This is a genomic window from Mycoplasmoides fastidiosum (assembly GCF_024498275.1).
Lineage (GTDB): Bacteria > Bacillota_I > Bacilli_A > Mycoplasmatales > Mycoplasmoidaceae > Mycoplasma_N > Mycoplasma_N fastidiosum.
The window spans coordinates 826,311-850,663 of sequence record NZ_CP101809.1 but is presented as its reverse complement, the minus strand read 5'-3'; the positions used below and the strand labels follow the sequence as shown (position 1 = coordinate 850,663).

General features: G+C 29.1%; 10 protein-coding genes. 9 read left to right on the top strand and 1 reads right to left on the bottom strand.

All coding sequences use genetic code 4. The features are described from left to right. Window positions 1-448 precede the first annotated feature (448 nt). The 7 genes from NPA10_RS02935 to NPA10_RS02905 all read left to right on the top strand — a co-directional run bounded on the left by NPA10_RS02935 (window position 449) and on the right by NPA10_RS02905 (window position 19,945). Window positions 449-3,028, top strand: a complete 2,580-nt coding sequence (locus tag NPA10_RS02935) for a hypothetical protein (RefSeq protein WP_256547219.1) — start codon at window positions 449-451, stop codon at window positions 3,026-3,028. Between the two features lie 177 nt (window positions 3,029-3,205). Next, window positions 3,206-5,785: a hypothetical protein gene (locus NPA10_RS02930; RefSeq protein ID WP_256547218.1), complete on the top strand. Its 2,580-nt coding sequence runs from the start codon at window positions 3,206-3,208 to the stop codon at window positions 5,783-5,785. A 42-nt stretch (window positions 5,786-5,827) separates the two neighbouring features. Continuing rightward, window positions 5,828-8,446, top strand: a complete 2,619-nt coding sequence (locus NPA10_RS02925) for a hypothetical protein (protein ID WP_256547217.1) — start codon at window positions 5,828-5,830, stop codon at window positions 8,444-8,446. A gap of 437 nt (window positions 8,447-8,883) precedes the next feature. Further along, window positions 8,884-11,523 carry a hypothetical protein gene (locus NPA10_RS02920; RefSeq protein ID WP_256547216.1) on the top strand — a complete coding sequence of 880 codons (2,640 nt, stop codon included), beginning with the start codon at window positions 8,884-8,886 and terminating at the stop codon, window positions 11,521-11,523. A 259-nt stretch (window positions 11,524-11,782) separates the two neighbouring features. Continuing rightward, window positions 11,783-14,419, top strand: coding sequence for a hypothetical protein (locus tag NPA10_RS02915; protein ID WP_256547215.1), 2,637 nt, complete (start codon window positions 11,783-11,785; stop codon window positions 14,417-14,419). Between the two features lie 239 nt (window positions 14,420-14,658). Next, a complete protein-coding gene (locus NPA10_RS02910; RefSeq protein WP_256547214.1) occupies window positions 14,659-17,235 on the top strand; it encodes a hypothetical protein in 2,577 nt (858 codons plus the stop codon). A gap of 295 nt (window positions 17,236-17,530) precedes the next feature. Beyond that, window positions 17,531-19,945 carry a hypothetical protein gene (locus tag NPA10_RS02905; protein WP_256547213.1) on the top strand — a complete coding sequence of 805 codons (2,415 nt, stop codon included), beginning with the start codon at window positions 17,531-17,533 and terminating at the stop codon, window positions 19,943-19,945. A 185-nt stretch (window positions 19,946-20,130) separates the two neighbouring features. On the opposite strand, the gene NPA10_RS02900 is transcribed toward NPA10_RS02905, so the two are convergent. Next, on the bottom strand, window positions 20,131-20,922 hold the full coding sequence (locus NPA10_RS02900) for a 3-dehydro-L-gulonate-6-phosphate decarboxylase (protein ID WP_256547212.1): 792 nt from the start codon (window positions 20,920-20,922) through the stop codon (window positions 20,131-20,133). A gap of 316 nt (window positions 20,923-21,238) precedes the next feature. Between NPA10_RS02900 and NPA10_RS02895 the strand changes: the two genes are divergently transcribed. After that, window positions 21,239-22,258, top strand: a complete 1,020-nt coding sequence (locus NPA10_RS02895) for a phosphotriesterase family protein (protein WP_256547211.1) — start codon at window positions 21,239-21,241, stop codon at window positions 22,256-22,258. Window positions 22,259-22,319: 61 nt separating this feature from the next. Continuing rightward, a complete protein-coding gene (locus NPA10_RS02890; protein ID WP_256547210.1) occupies window positions 22,320-24,257 on the top strand; it encodes a PTS ascorbate transporter subunit IIC in 1,938 nt (645 codons plus the stop codon). Window positions 24,258-24,353 lie beyond the last annotated feature (96 nt).

Genomic DNA, 24,353 nt, shown 5'->3' with positions numbered 1-24,353 from the left:
CCAAAATTAGCTACAACTAATTTTGGTTGCTTTTTTGTTCTGAAGTAATTGATACTAATAAATTCTATCAACGCAAAATTAACTTGTTCTTTGATACAAAAATGAATTGAAATGCAATCCGCGTTATATAATAACCTCTAGTTTATTCTAGGCCCTAATTACTACTTTTAATTATGGGTTAATCAAAAAAAATTAACTACCAGATTAAATAATTGTTTTATTTCATTTCTGGGCTTTCATTTTTGTATTAAGATCATTTCAACCAAAAATACAAAAAACAAAACTTCAAAAGCATTTAATTTTCGAAGTTATATAACTGCACAAAAAATAATTAGATTAACAATTTAGCTTTGCAAGTTAAGTTATCTAATGCTGTTAGCGTGTGTTTATAGTCATTCGCTTTTTGTCAGTTGCTATTTTTATTCAATTTAAGGGATGTACCTGAATTATGCGTAAGGCAATCAAGGGCATTTGAAAAGCAAGTTCACTAATAATTGCTGGACTGACAATTTTTATTGGCTTGAATAGTTTAAATCGTCACCAAGCTCATACTAACTTTAACCAAAATTTTTTGACAACACGAATTCAACATCAAGATGTTGTATTTCTGTCTGGAAGTTATGCAATCAATAATTTGGATTCTAAAATTGCTGAAATTTTAGCTAACATCCATAATGTATTTAAATCTAAGTATCAAGAACTTAGTACAAAATTTGAAAAATCTTCTGATGATGAAACTAATAAATCAATTACATTTTTATTAATGAATATCACTGCAGTTGATACAAATAATCTTTGATATAAAAAATTAGCGGATAATTTAAAAAAGGTTTTGTATTTAAACGTTTTAGGGGATAAATTTCATTATCAAAATGATCAACGAGCTGATGCTGAATCTTTTCCGGCTTTTAATTATTTAAACGAACAACGAAAGAAAATCGTTTTAAAATTAAATGATCCTAACTCCCATCCTGACTTCATTATTAATACATTAATGCCATCAGAAGCGAGAAATTTAGCTGATCAATTACTTACTGGTTGACAAACATATTTAACATCTGGCACTGATACCACATTTGGTAAAAGTTGATATGAACAAATTCCCAAACAATTAAAACCCGTAAGACATTATGATGTTGCCTTAGATACCCAAGATTATCAAAATTTAATTGACGCATTAACAACTACAAAAGCAAGTAGTGAAATTCTATTAAAGCATGCAAAATTAGAAGAGATTCAAAAGCAAGTCGAACAAAAGTTACAAACAGAATTAACAAAAGATATTAAAAGTTTGGAAGACATTAAAAATCAAGATAAAAATTCTCAATTGTTTTTGGATACAGCTCCTAATAATTTAGCATTAAATTTAGGATTACTATCTAACAACCCTCATTCTAGTCAAGATGTTGATCTCTTTAAAGATAAATGAAACGCACATTTATCTAAAGAAAATAATATTAGTTTTAACCCCTTATTTTCTTTTCCCTCAACCAGTGATGAAAGCAAGGCAAAAATTAGTGATTTAAAATTGCAATATTTTACTAATGGCAATTTAAATGATAATCCTTCATTAGATTGAATTTTAAGTTTAAATAATGCTTCGGTTCAAGGCCAATATCATTTTCCTTATACTGCTACACCAAGTGAAACTGCTAGTTTTCTTTTAGAAAAACTTTTTGTTCTTATTCAAAATTTTGGTATTCAAAATTTAATTGATTTAACTGATGAAGCTAAAGCAAGTAATAAAACCACTTTTGAACCAGCAGATTTTAAACAGACATTTGATATGTCGCAGCTACCAACTGGTTTATTAAATTTGTTAAAAATGGAATTCAAAATTACTGCAGTACAAAATGAATTTACAAATAAAACTAATATTAATGATTTATTAATTACGATTACTGGATCAATTCAATCTAATGGCACTAATCCAAGTGGCAGTAATATTATTGGATCTGTCTCTCATGACTTTATTTTTCGAGTAAATCCTGATTTAGAAAATAAACTTTTAACTACAGCTCCTAAACTTGATCCGGTGTGAAACAATTCAATTAAGTTGGAATCAAATGAGCAAATTCAGCAGTTAATTGCTGCTGGACAATATAATCGTTATTTTAGCTATAACAATACTAATTCTAATTTTCAGTATTCCACAACCGGAATTGAAATTGGTAATGGCGTAGTAAATGTCACAACAGAAATTAGTTTAAATAACAAATACGCTTCAGGAATGAAGATCAGTTATATTACTGCTTTGCCAATTAGCTTATTTATTGATAACACTAATTTTGAAGCTTTAGCCACAGCTGCAGCTGATCAAATTAATTATGATTTAACATCCATTTATGGACAACTGTTTGAAGAGGTTTTTAATCCATTTGAATTAGATGATTTAACAAAACAACTTATTTTTGAAATTAAAACAGATTCCGAATTTCCTTATCGTTCCATTGAAGAAAATATGGATTTATTTATTGAACGCTATCAAAAAGAATTAATTGACAGAATTAGCTCAGCCAATTTTATTGATAATGATAAACGCATTGAAGGATTAAAAGATCACTATAACGAAATTCGGGAACGATTAAAAGCAGCTTTAGTTAAAGTAGGTATTAGTTTAGATAGTAATTTTGCTAAAAGCCTTTTAGATCAAATTGATATTACTGAGCAAAACGCAATTGAGAATACTAATGTAGAATTAGATCCGCGGTTTTTAGAAATCATTGATTTTATTGAGGACTCTGATAACAATTTAGACACAATCAAATCACTAGGAAGACTGTTAGAAAAATTCAGTCCCCAGCAGTTAGTTACCGCTCTGAACCAAACCCAAAAGGGGGTTGCTTATGGATTTACCGGAATTACTTCCTTGATTTTATTGAGTTCATTAGGATTAATTATTCGGGGCATTAAGATTGATCACAAAAAATATTCAATTAGTAAATATTGAATTGTGGGAATTGGCACAATTTTACTCCTAATGAGTATAAGTGGATTAGGTTATTTGATTTCATTGATTACTGTTTAAACATTCTTATTTAAGATAAGAGTAATCTAAATGGGGCCATTATTGTATTATTGTGATACCTAATAACCATCAAAATGGTATTAAAATACAGTCAGTTTTATATAATGGAAAGTTATAATAACAGTATCTTAAAGAAGTTGTAATTGGATTGAAACGATCCTTGGAAGGGATCAAATCGTGAAACGACACCTTAAAAAATTTTGGAGTTCAGCATTCTTTTTGATTGCAGGATTAGCAGTTATAACTGGATTTACTACCCAAAATCAACAATCCAACCAAACTTTAACTCATCTTTATCATTCTCGCCCCCAACAACAATTAGCTGAGCTTAGTCTTCCTCAAGTTGAATTTAAAGGTTATACCGAGATTGAACTTGATCAAAAAATTAGTGAAACTATTGCCCAAATTCACACATTTTTTACTAATAAATATGATCAAATAAAAGATCTTTATCCTGGCAGTGAAGCCAGAGAAATTGATAAAGCAATCACTTATCTTTTATATAAGATAAGTGCAAATGATGCTGCAAGCACTAATTCTTATTATTCACAATTGTTTGATAACTTAAAAAACATTATTTTGCAAAATTTTAATAGTTCAGTTTTTATTACTGCTTCATCATCAGTGTCACAATTTGTTTTTCATACTTATTTAGCTAATAGCACTTTGAAATTGGGCGATGGTAAAAATAAATTTGATGATTTTGTAATCAATACTGTTAGTGATCAAACAATTAAAAAAGCGGTTGATGATTTTTTAACAAAATTTAGTAATTATTTAACATCAACAAATGCAGTATCATCACCAGTTTTAACATCTACTATCAATCCTTTTGCTTTAGATTGATATACTAATATTCCAGAAGCATTAAGACCAGTTGTAAAGTTTGGCCATTCTTTAGAAGAAAGTGCTTATTCCAACCTAATTAAAGCATTAACAACCAAAGATCAAAATTCTAAAATTGTTGCTGATTTAGTGGGTTTAAAAGAATTAATTAGTGATTTTAATACTCAGTTAATTAGTGATTTTGAAAATGACTTGAAATATTTGAGTGAAAAAATAACTAAAGTTACAATTGGGCAAGCATTTTCTGATAGTTCACCACTTGAGTTAATGAGTCTGATTAAATTAGTCAATTCAACCTATGATTTTGATTGAAAAGACTATTGAAATTTAAATTTATCTCGAGCAGAAAAAATTAATTTATTAACTAATTCTTTTCCAAATGTTAAAGTAGTTGATAGAAAAATTAACTACTCTACTGCTGATAAAACTTCTGCTGCTTTTAGTTACACTCTTAATTTAAATAACGCTAATTTAAATCATACTAATACTGGTTTATATTATTCAACTGATTTTAAAGAAGCAGCTGAAACAATTTTAAATTGGGTTAATCAAACAATACGAAATAATTTTTTCCGTTTTTACCAAATTGATCCCAATATTAATTTAAGAAATTACCCAATTTTCTTTGATCAGAGCAGTTTTAAAGAGACTTCATTAATGCAACAATTACGTCAAATTTTGCCATTATCAATGGAAATTTTGAATGTCAATCAAACTCATAATTGGGATTTTTTAAATCAAAGTCGAATCCAACAATTTGATCAAATTCCTTTTTCAGTTAGCTATCAACTTATTTTAGGAGACAATAGTGGATCTTTTAATTGGGATAATAAAAAAGTTTTGCAAACTTCACAATTAACCTTTGAAATTCCTAATACGAATCAATTAGAAGCATTAAATCAAGCACCAGAATTGATTCCGGTTTGAAATGGCGAAGAATTAAAACTAGATACAGATTTAGCTCATATTTTTGATAATCAAAATTTTTTAAATCAACACTTTAGTTTCAATAATACCAATCCTGAATTGGAATATAAAATTTTGTCTGCTTCGCGCGAACAGAACAACATTAAACTAACTAATCAGATTACAGTTGTAGGTACCAATCTATCCCGAACTTATACAATTGATTTACCAATTTCTACCTTATTATCTGAACAAGAATTTCAATCTTTAGTTGATGCTTTAATTGGACAAATTGAAAACGAATTTGCCCAAAAGTTTCCTGATGAATATGCAATTTATAAAGACCTGAATAATGGTGCAATTCGTCAATCATTATTAGAAAAAGTTTTAGCTGAAATTAGGTCTAATCCAGATTTTTTAAAAAATACACTAGAAGAAAATATTGAATTATTTAAGTCTTATTTTCAAAAAGAATTAGAAAACTTTTTTAACAAAACAGAACAACAAAAAATTGAAGATCAAATTTTAGATCATTATGCAGAATTGCGGCATAAATTAATTACTGCTTTAAATCGATTGGGAATTAGTCTTGAAAGTCAACTTGCTAAAATTTTATTAGGTCAAATTGATGCAGAACAGGCTTTATCCTTACAAAATAAAAAAATTGCTGAACCAAGCGCAGAATTAAAAGCAATTATTGATTTTGTTAATGATCCTGATAGTGATATTGATAAAATCCAACAATTTGCGCCAATTCTAGAAAAATTAAATCCCTATCTTTTATCTAAAACACTAGATAGAACTGAAAAGGGCACCTTATATGCTGTCACTGTTTTGACTGCTATTATGGCTGCAGTGTCAACTGGATTTATTTGACGCATTAGCCGAATTGACAGTTCCAAATTCCGATTACGTAAAGGTATTTTTTTAGCAATTGGTCTTATTATTTTGGCTTTAAGTTTAGGTGGTTCTGGATTTTTAATTTCACTTGTTGCCCTTGGGTAGTTGATAACAAAGCAATAATTTTCAAAATTAAGAAGGTCAAAATTGAAAAAAACAATTAAATGAATGAGAAAGTACTTGACAATTTTGTTTGTTGGGAATTTTGTTTCTTTGGCTTTTAATACTTTAAGTGAAAACAACCAGCAATCAGTTTCAACATCAACTAAATCTGATAAATTAACTTTTGTTCGACAACAAAATAACAGAATTTCATTAGTTCCTAATTATGGAGTTTTTAACGCTAGTGCACAAATTACTGCAACACTTCAAAGTATTAATGAACTGGCTAAGAAAAAAATCGAAGAAACAAAAGATCAGTTTCCTACATCACATGAAGAAGATGTTGCTAAATCGATTACTTTTTTATTAGACAAAATTACATCAAATAATCGTAATAATAAATGGTACAAACAGCTGAGTGATAATTTGAGTACAATTTTGTATTCAAATATTTTGTCTGGTAGATTTCTTTATAATTCAGCAAATAATCAAGAAAATAATCAATTACCCATTTTTTCTTATTTGGCAGATAACCGGCAAAAAAGTCTTCTAAAATTAGATGATCCCAATTCCCAACCTGATTTTGTGATTAATACATTAACACAAGATGAAAAGTCACAATTTGCTCATCGGTTTTTAAACAAATGAAAAACTTATTTAACTACTGATTCAAATAAGAATAGTAAGAGTAGTTCAAGTTCTAATAAATTTGGTATGGAATGATACCAATCTATTCCGCAAAGTCTGCGACCATCAAGAGAATATAATGTTCCATTAACTGAAGATGATTATCAGAATTTAATTGCTGCTTTAACCACTACTAAAGCTAATAGTCAAATCATATTGAAACATTCTGAATTAGATCAAGTTCAAAAAGAAGTTGAAGTAAAACTGAAACAAAAATTACAAACCGATTTAGCTAGTTTAGAAAAAGCAAAAACTAATTCAAACCAGAATAAAACTCTTTTTTTTGATACTTCAGCCCGAACATTAGCATTGAATTTGGGAACAATTGCTCAAAATAGCCCAAGTGAAGAAGAAACCAAAGAATTTACAGCCAACTGGAATACTCATTTTTCTAAAACGGGAAATATTCATTTAGATTCTAATTTTTTTCTCACTAATGGAGAAATTGCTCAAGCAAGTATAAGTGATTTGCAATTTAAGTATCAAAATACAGATGGAACCCCTAATAATAATCCTCCATTGGAATGAATCTTAATTTTAAATAATGCTGTTTTGAAAGGTGAATATCAATTTTCTAATACTTCTAACCCAGCTCAAACAACCCAATTTATTCTTGAAAAAATTTTTGCAATTATTCAAAAACAAAAGATTACTGATTTAATAAATTTAACTCCTGAAGCAGCAAATAGTTTAAGAACTGAATTTCAACCAAATGATTTTCAGTTAACTCCAATGGCAATGCAAGTCTTACAAAAATTGTCACAATTATTAAAATTAGATTTTGAAATCACACAAGTTAATAGCGATTTTACTGCTAAAAAAGATATCAATGAATTTGAGTTAACAATTCAGGCTTCACTACGATCCTATGGAAGTGCTCCAGATAATAATTTATCATTAGGTTCATTAACAAAAAAATTTATTTACACAATTAAACCCGATTTAGAAGACCAAATTATCAATCAAGCGCCTTTAATTGTTCCAGTATGAAATAATTCAGTTGAAATTAGAAGTGAAAACCAAATTCAAGAACTTTTAGCTGCTGGGAATTATAATCAATATTTTGATTATCCAAATGCTGATTCGAATTTAAACTATGTAGTAACAGAAATTAGTTTTGATACAGCTAATGTTTATGTAACAACAGCAATTACTTTGAAAAATAAATATGCTAGTGGTTATACTAAAAAATATATTAGTACATTACCAATTACTTTATTTATTGATGAAGCTAAATTAAATGAATTAGCTAAAATAGCTGCTGAAAAAATTAACAATAATTTCAGATGAGCTTATGGGGATGTTTTTGACACTATCTTTGATAATGCGAAGTTAAATCAGATCTTTGAAAAAGTTTTAACCATAACAAAAACAGCACCTAATTTTCAAGAAAGTGCAATTGATAAAAAAATTGAAGCATTTTTAAATAATTATCAAAATGAATTATTAAGTCAAATTCAAAAAAATAATTCAAAAAATAATGGAATTAATCAGGAAAAAATTAATGAGTACTATAATGATTTACGTGAAAGATTAAAAGAAGCATTAATCAAAATAGGAATTAGTTTAGATAGTAACTTTGCTAAAAGTTTATTTGAACAAATTGATTTAACTGAAACAGAAGCTTTAAATAATCAAAGCACTCAATTAGACCCCCGGTTTTTAGAGATTATTAATTTTATTGAAAACTCAGATAAAAACCTAGATGTCATTCGCTCTTTAAATAGTCTTTTAGAACATTTCACTCCTAAAGAAATTGTAAAAGTTTTAAATGATACTCAAAGAACAGTTGCTTATAGTTTTACAGGCATTAGTTCAGCAATTTTATTGAGTTCTATCGGCTTAATTATTCAAGGGATTAAAATTGATAGTCAAAAATACCGAATTAGCAAATCAGTTGTTATTGGTGTTGGCATTGTTCTATCACTTATAAGCACTGGAGGCTTGGGTTATCTAATTTCTTTATTAGCAGGATAAAAAATATTTCTTTTCTGGATTTTAATTGTTTAAAAGAGAGTTTTTATTCTTATTGATATTAATGAAATTTTCATTTAATGATTGATTGAATGAATAACAAGAAATTAATAGTTTATAAAGCAATTTATAGGGATTAGGTTTACAATCTGCTTAGTAGTTGTAGGTATTCATGATTTGGTCTTTTCTAACAAGTAGAAATTGATAAAAATTTAAAAAAATACCCAAAAAATTAACTAACTTACAAGCAAAAAATAGATATTATCTTAATTTAGGCTGGTAAAATGTGGGTAATATTTAATTAATGTAATTAAATAATTTTTTTATCATTTTACAAATCCCTAATTTTCAAAATCTTTTAATTTTAGAAAATTACAATTACCTGAATTAACCTTAAATAATTACTACTTTTGATTATGTAATTATTGGGAGGACTCATTGTGAAAAAAATAGCCAAACAGCTATTTGGTTCTGCTCTTTTTTGATTTTTTGGCTTATCCACTGGAGCTGGATTAATTGCCCAAAATCAAGAAACCAATACTCAAAAAAATCATTCATTCAGTTTGGCCAACCAAAAGTTTCAACGTCATCAAGAAGCTCAAGTAACTGAGGCCAAAACTTTAACTGATGATGAAGTTGAAACTTTAATTAAAAAGGCCCTTGAACAACTCCATGTTGCTTTTGAACGCAAATTTGGACAGATTAGTCAAACCTATCCCAGAACAGAATCAGGCCGCACCAACAAAGCTATTACTTATCTTTTATCACGCATTACTGATGCTAATGAAAAACAAACAACAGATTATTACGCTGAATTAGTAGCTAATTTAAAAACTTTAATTACTCGAAATTTTAATGCACCTGTTTTTTCTTCGCAACAAAACAAATCTGGTGAAGATAACATCCCTTTTCCCAGCTATAAGGTAGAATTGACTAATGAATCTCGAAGAGGACGAAATTATTGGGAGCATTCTTATCTAGTTGATAATCTAGTCAATACCGCAGGAGCTACGCAAATTCGTGATTTAGTAAATAATTTGTTGAATAATTGGGTAACTTTTTTAACTAGTGATAGCTATTCTAGTGGTTATGACGATGATTCTAATTATCCAATACAGTCCTATCCTTTACAGAGTTATTCTAGAAGTAACGATTCTTTTGGCATGGGTTGATACAATAGAATCCCTAATGAATTAAAGCCCCATTTTATTTACAATAGATCATTTGATCAAACCAGTTATTTAAATTTGGTTAGCGCTTTAACAACAACTAAAAATAATAGTTCAATTATTACAGTTGCAACCAATTTAGAAAATTTAACCAAAGTTTTAAATACAGCTTTAAATCGACAACAAACTGAAGATGCTGCTTATTTGAAGCAATTGAATCAAAATAAAGATCTTACTTTTACTAAATTATTTCAAGATAATTCAATCAGTCACTTAAATGATTTAATTGAACAAGTAGATCCACAATACAAAATCGGGGATGCGTCTAATTTTTGAAACTTTAATTTTTCTAATGCTGATTTCATTACTATCGATAATAAAAATTATCCAGGTGTGGAATTAACTTATAAAAAAATTAATTATTCAAGTTCTTACTCAAATAATCCATCTTTTGAATACACTCTGAAATACAATAATGCTTCTGGTACTTTTAGGACTAGTCATTTTCCATATCGTGGTAGCTTAGTAGACGGAGGTAGTTTGATTTTAACGACTACACTTCAGCTAATGACGCAAAAATTTTCTAATTTTTTTGAATTAAATAAGTCTGTCAATCTTAAATCATACGATTTAATATTAGATAAAAGTAATTTCCATAAAACCCAAATTGTTGAACAGTTAGAAAAAGCATTGCCGTTTACATTTGAAATTAAAAGTGTTGAACGCGTTAATCCAACTGCTTTTGGGGCTTCTCAACCAAAAGAGTTTGTTTTTAAAATTAATTATGTTGCTAATTTGGGAAATAAAGCGCCATTTAATTGGTATGTTAATTTTTCTAATAATCACCACGCTTTTTTAAAAATTCCTAATTATGCTGCTATTGAACAATTAGAAAAAGCACCAGAATTACCACCTATTTTAGATATTGACAGTCTATCTAAAGTCAATTTAGGTTCTTTAAGTGATCTTCTAAAAGATCCAAAATTTTTAGCTGATAGTTTTAGTTACCAAAATTTTGATTCTTCTTTTGCTTATCAAGCAATTCAAGCTGTACCAACTAAAAATAAATTAATTGTAACTACTGAAATAAGGTTAACTGGTTCAGAACTTTCTAAAACTTATGAAACCGAATTACCAATTAATGGTCTTTTAGATAGCGAGCAATTGAATAATGCCCTGCAATTAATTCGGGATCAAATTGAGCAACAACTAAAAAATAAATACCCTGATCAATATGATTATTATATGCGGGAAGAAAATAAATGATTACGCGATCAGTTACTTGCTCAAGCACTTGAAAAAACAAGATTAGATCCAAGTTTTTTAACCAATAATCTTGAAGAAAACATTGAATTATTTACTCAAAATTTTCTAGAAGGTTTTTTAGATTTTTTCTCTCAAAGTAATCAAGAAGCTTTAAGTGATGAAATCCATAAACACTATCAAGAAATTCGTGAAAAATTGATTGCTGTACTACGTCGATTAGGTATTAGTCTGGATTCAGATTTAGCCAAAATTCTATTAAACCAAATTAATTTTGAAGAACACAAATCACTAGAAGAAGGTAAAATCATTCCTCCATCAGCAGAATTAGCTGCTATTTTAGATTTTTTAAATGATCCAGATACTAACATTGACAGATTAAAAGAAATTGCGCCCATTTTAGAAAAATTAAATCCATATTTATTAGCTAAAACCTTCAATACAACCCAGCGGGTTTCCTTGTACACAGTTAGTACTCTAACTTTTATGATGTCATTAATTTCTTCTGGTTTTATTTGAAGGGTAAGTCGAATTGATGGTCAGAAATTTAGATTAAGAAAAGGCATTTTTTTAGCAATCGGGATTACCATGCTGTTATTAAGTTTGGGTGGTTCAGGATTCTTGATTTCTTTACTTGCAGCTAGTTAATTGACAGTAAAATCGTTATCATTTTTAAAAATTTTATAAAAATTAGCAATTTTTCCGTTTCAGTAATAAGAAGTTCTAGTTAAATTAATTTTGATTGGTAAAATGAATTCATTGTTTAATTTCGAGAATTAAATTATTTTTTTATTTGTTTTTATCATCACAAGATTTTGTAATAAATTTGTTATTTCAAAGTTGGTTTAAAGTTGCCTCAAAATTAATTATCATCTGATCATTGAGATAATTATTGAAAGGATTAAATGTGAAAAAAATAGCAAAACGGCTATTTGGTTCTGCACTTTTTTGATTCGTTGGATTATCCACTGGGGTTGGATTGACCGCACAAAATCAAAAAATTAACACCCCAAAAAATCTTTTGTCAAACCTAGTCATTCAAAAGTTTCAATATCAACAAAAAACTGAAATGACTGATGCCAAAAATTTAACAGATGAAGAAATTGAAGTGTTAATCACAAATGCGCTTCAACAGGTTCATGCTGTTTTTGAACGCAAATTTGAACAAATTAATAGAACTTATCCAAATACAGAATCAGGTCAAACCAGTAAAGCTATTACTTATCTTTTATCCCGAATTACTGATGCTAATAATGGTGAAACAGCAGATTATTACAATCAATTAGTAACTAATCTAAAGATTTTAATTGACCGGAATTTTAATGCCCGTATTTTTGCTTCTAAACAGGATAAATCTAAGGAAGATGGAATTCCTTTTCCAAGTTATCGAGTGCAATTAAATGATAACAATAGCAAATCCATCAGAGGAGATGATTACCAGAGAAATCAATATTTAGAAGATAATTTAATCAATACCGCAGGAGCTAGTCAGATTCGCAGTTCAACAAATAGTTTATTAAAAAATTTAGTTAGTTTTTTAACTACTGATAAAGACTATGGTAGTTATTATGACAGTGATGATAATTTTCCTCTAAAAACTTATCAATTAAATAATGATCAATTTGGGATGGGATGATACAACAAAATTCCTGATAATCTAAAACCTCGTTATGTTTACAATACATCATTTGATAAAACTAGTTATGTAAATTTGATCACTGCTTTAACCACTACTAAAAATAACAGTACTATTATTACTGATGCAACTAATTTACAAAATCTAACTAGTGTTTTTAATAATGCCTTGGATTCCCAACAAACTCGAGATTATGCATATTTAAATGAGATTAATAGTGACACAAATTCTGTTTTCACTAAATTGTTTAAAGATGATTCAGTTAACAATTTGAATGCTTTAATTGAACAAGTAGACTCATTATATAAAATTACAAATGCAGAAAATTTTTGAAATTTTAATTTTTCAAATGCTCAATTCATTTCTGTTAACAACCATGATTATCCAGGAATTGAATTAGTTTCTAAAAAAATTAATTATTCAACTAGTTCTTCAGATATGCCATCTTTTGAATACGGTTTGAAATTCAATAATGCTTTTGCTTCTTTTCGCACTAGTGATTTTCCTTATCGAGGTGATTTTACTGAAAGTGGAAATCAAATTTTGAAAACAGCAGTTCAATTAGTGAATCAAAAATTTTCCCAATTTTTTGAATTGGATAAATCTGCTAATCTTAAATCTTTTGATTTAACATTGAATCCCAATGATCTTAAGAAAACAGATATTGTTCAACAATTAGAACAATCTTTGCCTTTTTCTTTTCAAATTCAAAATGTGCAACGTCAAAATCCAACTTATTTTGGTAATTTACAACCAAAAGAATTTCTTTTTAGAGTCGATTACTCTATTAATTTAGGTAGTGGAGCGCCATTTAATTGATACTCTCATTTCAATGAAACTTATCACGCATTTTTGAAAGTTCCTAATTATGCTGCTCTTGAAAAACTAAAAGAAGCACCAGAATTACCACCTATTTTAGATTTTGATAATTTATCTAAAATGAATTTGGGATCATTCAATGATGTTTTAAAAGATCCAGAATTTTTAACTAATAATTTTAATTACCAAAATTTTGATGCTGCTTTTGCTTATCATGCTATTAAGGCTGAACCGAACAAGGATAAATTGATTATTACTACAGAAGTAGTTCTAAATGGTTCAGAACTTTCTAAAACTTATGAATCTGAACTACCTATAAGTGGTCTTTTAGATAGTGAACAATTCAATAATGCTTTGCAATTAATTCGTGATCATATTGAACAACAATTGAAAGATAAATATCCCGAACAGTATGAATATTACATGCGTGAAGAAAATAAATGATTGCGGGATGAATTACTTTCAAAAGCGCTTGAACAAACCAAATCTGATCCAAGTTTTTTAACTAACACTCTTGAAGAAAACATTAATCTGTTCAGTCAAAAATTTTTAGAAGGATTTTTAGACTTTTTCTCCCAAAGTGATCAAGATGCTTTACACAGTAAAATTCATGAACATTACCAAAATATTCGTGAAAAATTGATTGCTGTATTACATCGATTAGGTATTAGTCTGGATTCAGATTTAGCCAAAATTCTATTAAACCAAATTAATTTTGAAGAACACAAATCACTAGAAGAGGGCAAAATCATTCCTCCATCAGCAGAATTAGCTGCTATTTTAGATTTTTTAAATGATCCTGATACCAACATTGATAAATTAAAAGAAATTGCGCCCATCTTAGAGAAATTAAATCCTTATTTATTAGCTAAAACTTTCAATACAACCCAGCGGGTTTCCTTGTACACAGTTAGTACTCTAACTTTTATGATGTCATTAATTTCTTCTGGTTTTATTTGAAGGGTAAGTCGGATTGATGGTCAAAAATTTAAATTAAGAAAAGGGATTTTTTTAGCAATCGGCATTAGCATATTGTTATTAAGTCTAGGTGGTTCTGGGTTCTTGATTTCTTTACTAGCAGCCAGTTAATTGACTGCAAAACTAGTTATTTAGAAATCAATAATTTCTTGTTTTTCAGAATAAGTTTTCATTAAATTAATTTTGATTGATAAAATAAAAATATTGTTTAATTTATTAAAATTAAATTTTTTATTTATATTTATAACATTGAGCTTTTGTTAATATATTTAGTATTAAAAAAGTCGTTTTAAACTGCCTCAAATATTAATTATCATTTTTAAAGTGGATAGTTATTGAAAGGATTAAATGTGAAAAAAATAGCAAAACGGCTATTTAGTTCCGCACTCTTTTGATTTGTGGGCACATCAACTCTAGCAGGAATCACTAATCAAAATCATGGAGTTAGTGCTAGGTCTACAAGTCTATTTAATCCTGTCAATCAACAGCTGCAACGTCATGAAGCAAATACCGAAAATATAGCTCAAGGTTTATCGGTCGAAAAAGTTGGAATAGAAATTAAAGAATCTTTACAAAAGATTCATGAGCATTTTAAATACAAGTTCCAACAAATTCGATATCGGTATCCAACATCATCTTCAGATCGTGTTAATCAAGCAATTACTTATCTTTTATACAAAATTACTGATCCAATTCAAGCTGGATCTGTTAATTATTATGATCAACTAGTTAGAAATTTAACAACAATAATTGATCAAAATTTTAGTGCTAGCATTTTTAAAACCCGACAAAATGAACCAACAGATACTTATCTCCCTCATCCCAATTATCAAATTACAGGTAATTGAAAAAATAATCAAAATTTTATTATTAACGATAACATTATCAACACAATTTCTCCACAAGAGATTGAAAATAAGGTTAAGAAGTTTTTAAGCAATTTTGTCAATTTTTTAATTGGTGAAAATGATAAAAAATTTAAAGTTTTACCTTTTCTTAATGAATTTGGAATGGATTGATATGATCAAATTCCTAATTCTTTAAAACCAAAAATAATTTATGATAAATCATTTACTGAGTCAGATTATTTAAATTTAATCGATGCGTTAACAACAACTAAACAAAACAGTTCGATCATTACAAATGCGACTGAATTAAACAAAAAAACTGAAGAATTTAATGAAAAGTTAAATCAACGACAAATTGAAGATTTGAAATATTTAAAAAGCATTAATTCATCTGATGCGGCAACTTTTAGTCGTCTTTTTACGGATAGTTCCATTGAAAAATTTAATAATTTAGTTGATCAAATTGATTCTAAATATCGAATTACAAGTCCTACTTATTTCTGAAATTTAAATTTTTCTCAAATTGATTTAATTGCTTTTAACAAAGTGCTTTATCCTAATATAAAAGTCTTATCAAAAAAAATTAATTATTCAACATCTACAAACCAATCACCATCTTTCAGTTATGTTTTGCAATATAATAATGCGTTTTTAGGCTCTAATGTCACAAATTTACCTTATACTGGTAATTTTGAAACTAATGTTCAAAGCATTTTAGAAAATACCACCAAATTAATTTCTGAGAATTTTTTAAAATTCTTCAAAATCAAGGATACTATTAATCTAAGAAATTCTAATTTATATTTTGAAGTAGAAGATTTTGAAAAAACAGAAATTACTCAAGAATTAGAAAAAATTCTACCTTTTGAAATTAAAATTACAAATCTATTTCGAGAATTTCATTATGGTGCTTATACCATGTTGAATGAACCTCTAGCTGATGAATTACATTTCACAACTGATTTTGAAATTAAGTTTGGTAACAAAGATTCTTTCAATTGATATAAAACGTTTTACAAAGAGGGAAAAACTATATTAATATTCCCCAGCTATGAAATAATAGATCTTTTAAATGTTGCTCCAAATTTTGTGCCAATATGAAGTTATAACGACTTAAATGATTTAACTGCTGACTCATTAAAATCTTCAGAAGCTTTATCTAAGGTTTTTGACTATGGAAATACTGATATTCGCTTTAAATATGAACCAGTAGAGCTAAAATTATGAGGAAAAAAAGTTATTCTAACAACTAAATTAAGTTTATTAGGAACCGATGCAACCAGAACTTATGAAAGTGAATTGCCAATAGCTGATTTTTTTAATTTTAAACATCTGGATGATGATTTTGAGTTATTAAAAAACCAAATTGAAGAACAAATTAAAGTAATGTATCCCGAACAGTATGAATATTACATGCGCGAAGAAAATAAATGATTGCGGGATCAAATCATAAATGAAGCATTATCTATAATTGAAAATAATCCAGAATTTTTATCTAATTCTTGAGAAGAAAACGTTGAATTGTTTAAAGAAAAATTTCTTAAATATTTTGAAGATTTCTTTACTCAAAATCCTAATGGTGGACAACGGGGTGAGATTTATCAACATTATCAAGGGTTGCGTGAAAAATTAATTTCAGTTTTAAACCGATTAGGCATTAGTTTAGATTCTGATTTAGCTAAATCATTGTTGAATCAAATCAATTACGAAGAACAAAAATCCCTAGAGGTAAATGAAATTGTACCGCCATCACCAGAATTAGTGGCAATTATTAATTTTTTGGATGACCCACATAATAATGTGGATAAATTAAAAGAATTTGCGCCTTTATTGGAAAAAATTAATCCTTACTTGTTTGCAAAAACTTTTGATACAACTAAAAGAGTTTCATTATACGCTGTTAGTGGTTTAACTTTTATGATGTCATTAATTTCCTCTGGTTTTATTTGACGAGTGAGTCGATTAGACGGTCAAAAATTTCGTTTACGTAAAGGAATTTTTTTAACAGTTGGAATTACTATTTTATTATTAAGTCTTGGTGGTTCTGGATTTTTAATTTCTTTAATGGCTGCAGGATAGATTGATTTCTTAGTTGAATATTTTAATAAAAAGATGAATTGTTATCAATTCATCTTTTTATATTCTCAAATTTAAAATGCAAAAAGGTTAATTAGTTCAAGAAGAATTTAAATATAAACTGAAATGGACTGATAAAATTAATTCATTATTTTTTTAAAAATTTTAAAAAAAGCTTATATCAATTGATTTGCTTTTAAGCTTATTACTGATAAATTTTTAACATGCTTATCATTATGGTTGTTATGAATAGTTATTTTTATTAATTGTTTAATTAATAAATTGCAGCGAAAATAAAGTGAAAAAAATAATTAGATATTTTTTAAATTCTATTGTCTTTTGAGTAAGTGGTTTTTTAATGTTTTTAGGATTTAATAATCCACATTATCATTTAACCCATTCTTTAACAACTAATTTACACCAATCTCATGATAACGAAATAGATCTTCACTATTATGCTGAAGAAGAAAATGTGCAACATTATGATGATAATGAATTAAATTTACAAATTGCTAGTGCAATTAGTAAAATTCATGATTTTTTTAGCACTAAATTTCAAGAGATTCATAACTATTATCCTAGATCAGAAACTGAATGAAAAGACAAGGCATTAACTTATCTTCTAAATAAAATTACTGATGTAACTAATCCTGATACAGCTAATTATTATGATCAATTAGTTGCTAATTTAAAAACATTTATTAATCGCAATCTAATTGCTCCGATTTTTCAAAAAGAACGCGAAGAAACTGTTGAAGATTTTATTCCTTATCATAATTATTCTTTAAAAGATTCCAAACAAAATCTTGCTGAATCAAGTGATGAAGTGATTAATACAGCTCCAGTGAATTTCATTAAAACAACAGTTAATCAATTGTTGAATAATTACACTAATTTTTTAATTGGATCTGCTGTTGAGAACAATCAGAAATCTAAAATTGTTGGAAATCATCACAGCAATTTAGGAATGAGTTGATATCAAAAAATTCCTGAAAATTTCAAACCACAAATTGTTTATGATGAATCAATAGATAAGTCTAGTTATGCTAATTTGGTTGATGCTTTAACAACAACTAAAAATAAAAGTGAAATTCTCACTACAGCAGCTAACTGAAACAAAATTGCTGATTCATTTAGTCAAAAATTGCAAAAACAATACCAAGAAGATCTAAAATACTTAAAAAATTTTGAAGGTAATAATTCTAATTTCAGTCATTTATTTCAAGATCATACTATTAATCAATTCAATTCATTAATTAAAGAAATTAATCCTGATTATCAAATCACCGATCCTGAACACGACTGAAATTTAAATTTATCAAATGCTGATTTATTTAGTTTTAACAACCAGGAATTTCCTGATTTAAGTTTTATTGGTTATCGAATTAATTATTCAAGAGATAAAAATACTAATCCCTCTTTTGAATACGTATTAAAGAAAAATAACGCTTGACTATCTCATCTAGCTAATAATTTTGCTTATCAAGGTGATTTTGAAGAAGTAGTTAAAAATTTACTTACAAATATTTTAAAAATTATCAATGAAAATTTTTTAAATTTTTTCAAAATTGATCCAGCCATTGATCTAAATATACCTAATTTTGTTTTAACTAAAGACAGTTTTATACCAACAGCAATTACAGATCGGTTATTTAAAATTTTACCTTTTAGCTTTGTAATTGATAATGTGCAAAAAGTTAATGAAAATGGTGAACCTGATGATAGTGTTTCAGTAGATGATAATTTATTTTTCAAGATTGATTATCAAATTAGTTTAGGCAATGTTGGTGATTTTCAGTGATATCAAACTTTTACTGAAGAATATCATTTAATTTTAAATTTACCCAATCCGATTAACTTAAATTTATTAAATCAAGCACCCGAATTAGTTCCAATTTGACAAGAAATTAATTTAGCTGATGGTGAAGGTTTGGATATTATTCAAATGTTTAATGATCCAGAGTTTTTAAGGAAACAATTCAGTTATGATAATAAAAATAATTTATTAGAATATCGAACTCTTCAAGCAATAACGGATAATGATAATATTAATTTGATTACCCAAATTAATTTAGTAGGAACTAATTTATCAAGAAGTTATGCCAAGGTTTTCCCCATTCAGTTTTTCTGAGAAAATCAACAATTCGAGACTGCAATTGAAGCGGTTAAAACCCAACTAATTGAACAATTTGGTAATGAGTATCCCAAACAATATGAATTTTTCATGCAAGAAGAAAACCAGGGATTGCGGGATCAAATTATTAGTGCAACTTTTTTACAAACCAAATCAGATCCACATTTTTTAACTAATTCTTTAGCCGAGAACATTGAATTATTTAAAACTAATTTCCTGCAGCATTTAACTGGTTTATTGGTAGAAAACTTTAATAGTGCGCAAGAAAATCACATCAAAGAACATTATCAAAACCTTCGCGAAAAACTAGTTAATGTTCTAAACCGTTTAGGAATTAGTTTAGAGTCTAAACTAGCAAAAGGATTGCTGCATCAAGTTGACACTGATGAAGCAAAATCACATGAAGCAAACGAAATAAGACCGCCATCACCAGAGATGACAGCGATCATTGAATTTTTAGATAATCCAACCACTAATTTGGATCACCTAAAAGACTTAGCACCAATTTTAGAAAACATCAATCCTTATTCGTTCACTAATGCTTTAAATACAACTGAAAAGAACGCTTTGTATGTGTAACTGCATTAACTGGATTATTAACACTAGCAACTAGTGGATTTATTTGACGCATTAGTCGTATTGATGGTCAAAAACTTGGGTTACGGAAAAAAGTCTTTTTAGCAGTTGGAATAATGTTTTTAATTTTAGGTTTATCCGGAACAGGCTTTTTAATTTCTCTAATTTTTAACTTTTAATTGATGATCTTAGGATTGACAGAAATATTTATTAATTTCGTGAACAAATGCTTTAGCTTCAACCGCAGCTTTTGGTCCCCGAATGGTGCGTCCAGCAATAAAGATAGTTGGACTACTATCTTTAAATAATTTCACGTCTTTATGACTTAGACCACCAGTAATGGAAACTTTAAAACCAGCTTTATGTAATTCTTGGATTTTTACTAAGTCTTCTTTGCCTCATTCTTTTCCAGCTGCTTGAGCGTCGCGAGAACGGTGGTAAACAATATGGGTTGCTCCAGCTTTACGTCAATCAGCTAAATCTTTAGCAGTAAAATCACAAGTTAATTCAATTTGCACTTCTGGTTTGTGAGGGTATTTTTGAGCTTCTTTATAAACAGATTTAATTGTATTTAAATCAGCTGCACAAATCACAGTCACCAGATCAGCACTAGAATCGAAGGCCATTTTGCTAAAAATGCTTCCCGCATCCGCAATTTTCATGTCGGCAACAATAATTTTGTCTGGGAAAGCGGCTTTTAGAATAAACATTGCTTTTTTTCCTGAAGAAGCAAGTAAGATGGTGCCAACTTCAACAATGTCAACATAAGGTTCAACAGCTTTAACTGCTTGAATGGCTTCATGAATACTTAAAGTATCTAAGGCAATTTGTAATAAAGGTCGACGTTGGGTGGTTTTGTGAATATCAGAGGCGAAACGGGTATTTACTTGGTGAATATCACATTTAGCTGCGGATACAACTTTTGTTTTAGTTTTTGAGCTAGTTTTAGCAGAATTAGAAGATGGTGTTTTTTTGTTCATTGAGATTTTCGTTATTTTATAATCATTTTTTTCGGGTTTTTAGTTTAGAAAAATACTAAAGAACTACAATTTTCTTTTATAATACCCAAAAAAATTTTGAATTTGTAAAAATCCTGAAGATTTCAGAAAAATCTGATTAATCAGATTTTTACAACTTTTTCAGATTTGATGATTTGGGTCATGCTTCTGTTCTATAATTATTTGTGAATTTGGTTGCTTAAGTTTTTATTTTTTAATAAAACAAGGAACTATTTTTCTTTAATTAAATGCTGTTTTTTCAAATTAAAAGCAAATGAAAGGCAAATAATCAAGAAGTATGCATAGTCAAAAACGCGAAAAACTAAATTTTATTCGGACTGTTTTGGGTGATATTAAACCTGAAGAATTGGGCTTTACTAACAGCCATGAACACTTAATTCGTTCTGGCGGGATTGAAGTTCGTGAACACAAAGATTTTTTAATGGACTCAGTTCCGGCTGGAAAAGCGGAATTTCAAGAATGATTAGACAATGGCGGTAAGAGTTTGGTTTGTTGTGACCCAATTGGTTGTGGTCGAAATGTGCCAAAAATGTTAGAAATTGCTGAATCCTTTAAAGATAAAGGACACATTTTAATGTTAACTGGGTTTCATAAAGCCCACTTTTATGACACTAAAATTTCTTTTTTAGCAGTTACTCCTGTGGACGATGTGGTTGATATGTGTGTTCGCGAAATTGAAGAAGGCATGGATCTTTATTCTTATGCTGGACCTGTAGTGAAACGTACTAAACACAAAGCAGGCTTAATTAAAGCGGGAACCGGATATGCAATGATTCATCCGTTTGAAATGAAATCTTTAGAAGTATCAGCTAAAACTCATTTACGAACTGGTTGTCCAATTATTGTCCACTGTCAATTAGGTACTATGGCCTATGAAGCTGCACAAATCCTAATTGGTCACGGAGCTGATCCATCAAGTATTGCTTTATGCCACTTAAATAAAAATCCTGATCGTTACTATTACAAAAAAGTTTTAGAGTTAGGCGTAAATATTTGTTTTGATGGTCCGGATCGGGTAAAATATTATGCCGATAGTGTCCTAGCAGATAACATTCACTGGTTATTACAGCAAAACCCCGCTTTTGCCAACCAAATTTTATTATCCATGGATGCGGGTCGTTGTTATTATCAAACAAATTACTCCTTAGAACGTGGTGATGTTTTTGCTTTAGGAATGAAATACTTAATTACTCGCTTTATTCCGTTACTTGAAGAAGTAGGTGTGGCTAAGGCTGACATTCAGAAATTTATGGTGGATAATCCACGGGAATGATTACGTTTCCGTAAAGTTAACTAGCCTAATTTTGACAACTGCAGTTGTCAATTTAAAAATTAAACGATAAGTCGTTATTTAAAAGATGAATTCTGAAACTAATAATAATTCTGGATCACGAAAACGCTTTTCGCTTTTTGGTCCCCTACATGACCGAATTAAAGCATGGCGTGATAGTTTTCAAAATACTGCTTTTTATAAAAAATATGGCAAGTATTTTGCACCAGTCCTATTTGTGATCTTTGTTTTAAGTTGGCTAATCGCCTTCTTAATTATTGGTGGTACCACAGGTCAATGAGGTGATGCGGCAAACCAAGTGTTTGTCAAAGCCTTAATTAACAACTTCATTGGTCTTGGTCCGGTTTTAATTGGGATTTTAATTGCCATTGGTTACAAACTTGATCGCCGTCCGTTTACAGATGTGTTTTTAGGGTTTGTAAAAGGGTTTATCGGGATGTTAATTCTGACGATTGGTTCAGGCATTTTAATTAACACCGCTCGCCCCATTTTTTTAGCATTAAGCAATTTAGGTGGGAATAATTCATCAACAAGTGTTGTTCCTTTAGACCCGTATTTTGGCCAAACTTCAGCTAATTTATTCTTTGGTCAAAACGGTATTACTGGTGATGACATTGTTAGTGTCATTTATCTAGCCCTTGTTTTTGGGTTTGGTTTAAATATCATTTTAGTTGCTGCTAAACGCTTCACTAATTTACGTTCTATTTTTGTAACTGGACACATTATGATCCAGCAAGCAGGTATTTTTAGTGTTGTCATTTACTTAATTTTCTTGTTTTCTGGTGTTTCGGGTGCAGGAGCCTTTTGGGGAACTTCAGTTTTAGCTGGGATAACTTCAGGGGTTTATTGGGCCTATGGTTCTTCATTTAACTATTATGCAACCCAAAAAGTCACTGAAAACGCCGGATTTGCTGTTGGTCACCAACAAATGTTGGGGATTGGTTTAGCTTATAAAGTGGGTAAATACTTTGGTCGAGCTGAAGATGATGCTGAGAACTTACGTTTACCCCGTTTTTTATCCATTTTTGAAGATAACATCTTCACTCAAACCCTAATTATTTCGCTTTTATTCCTAATTTTTATCCTTGTGATTCAGTATTCTGCAGCTAGTGATGAAACCCGGTTCTGAGTTTGAAATGCTGAAGCGGGTACTTATGTAACTAACACCGCAGCTAATTTTGGGATTCAAAACCAAACTGGAAACTTAAGTAACTGGTCAGCTGGAGGCGGAGTATTCTGATTCTATGGTTTCTTATACGGAATTTTCCGTATTGTTGGTTCTATTTTAGTGATTGTTTATGGGGTACGTATTTTTGTTACCGAATTACAACAATCATTTACAGGAATTAGTAGTCGATTAATTCCTGATGCAACTGTGGGTGTAGATATTGCTGCAACTTTTGGTTATGGTCAATCTTCTGTAACAATTGGGTTTATTTCTGGAACAGTTGGTCAATTTGTTTCAGTAGCGATTTTATACGGTATTTCTCGAGCTTTACCAATTGAAACCCAACGGAGTTTCCCAATTGTTTTACCGATCTTCATTACTTTGTTTTTCAATTCCGGAGCAATGGGAATTTATGCTAATAAATCAGGGGGAATCCGAGCAGCCATTATTGTGCCGTTCTTGTTTGCCATTTTAGAAATTTTCATGGTTACAGCTGGATTATATTCTGTTAATCAGTTGTTTACAGCTCAAGCAGTGAATCCAACCCTTTCATCACCGTTTAGTGTGGGTTATAACGGAATGTCTGATCCGAATTTCTTCTTTGGTTTCTTATTTGCTTTAATGGGATTAGATGCAAAACTAGCTTATTTATGAGTTGGCTTGTGAATTGTAATTTTGTTAGTGTTAGCTCAATTCATCAAATACCATGATGAAGAAAAACAAACTGTTTTATACAATTCTTTCCACCAGCTAATGACAAAGTTGGGTTGAGCTAAAACTCCCCAAGTTTTAACTGCTTCTTCAGTAACAGAAGTTGAAGAATCCCCTAATTCCTAATTTTAATTATTAATTTTGAAAAACTTTTATTGTCAGATGTCACATCATTTGCAGACATTGTAACAATAAAAGTTTTTGCTTCTTATTCAAGGAAAT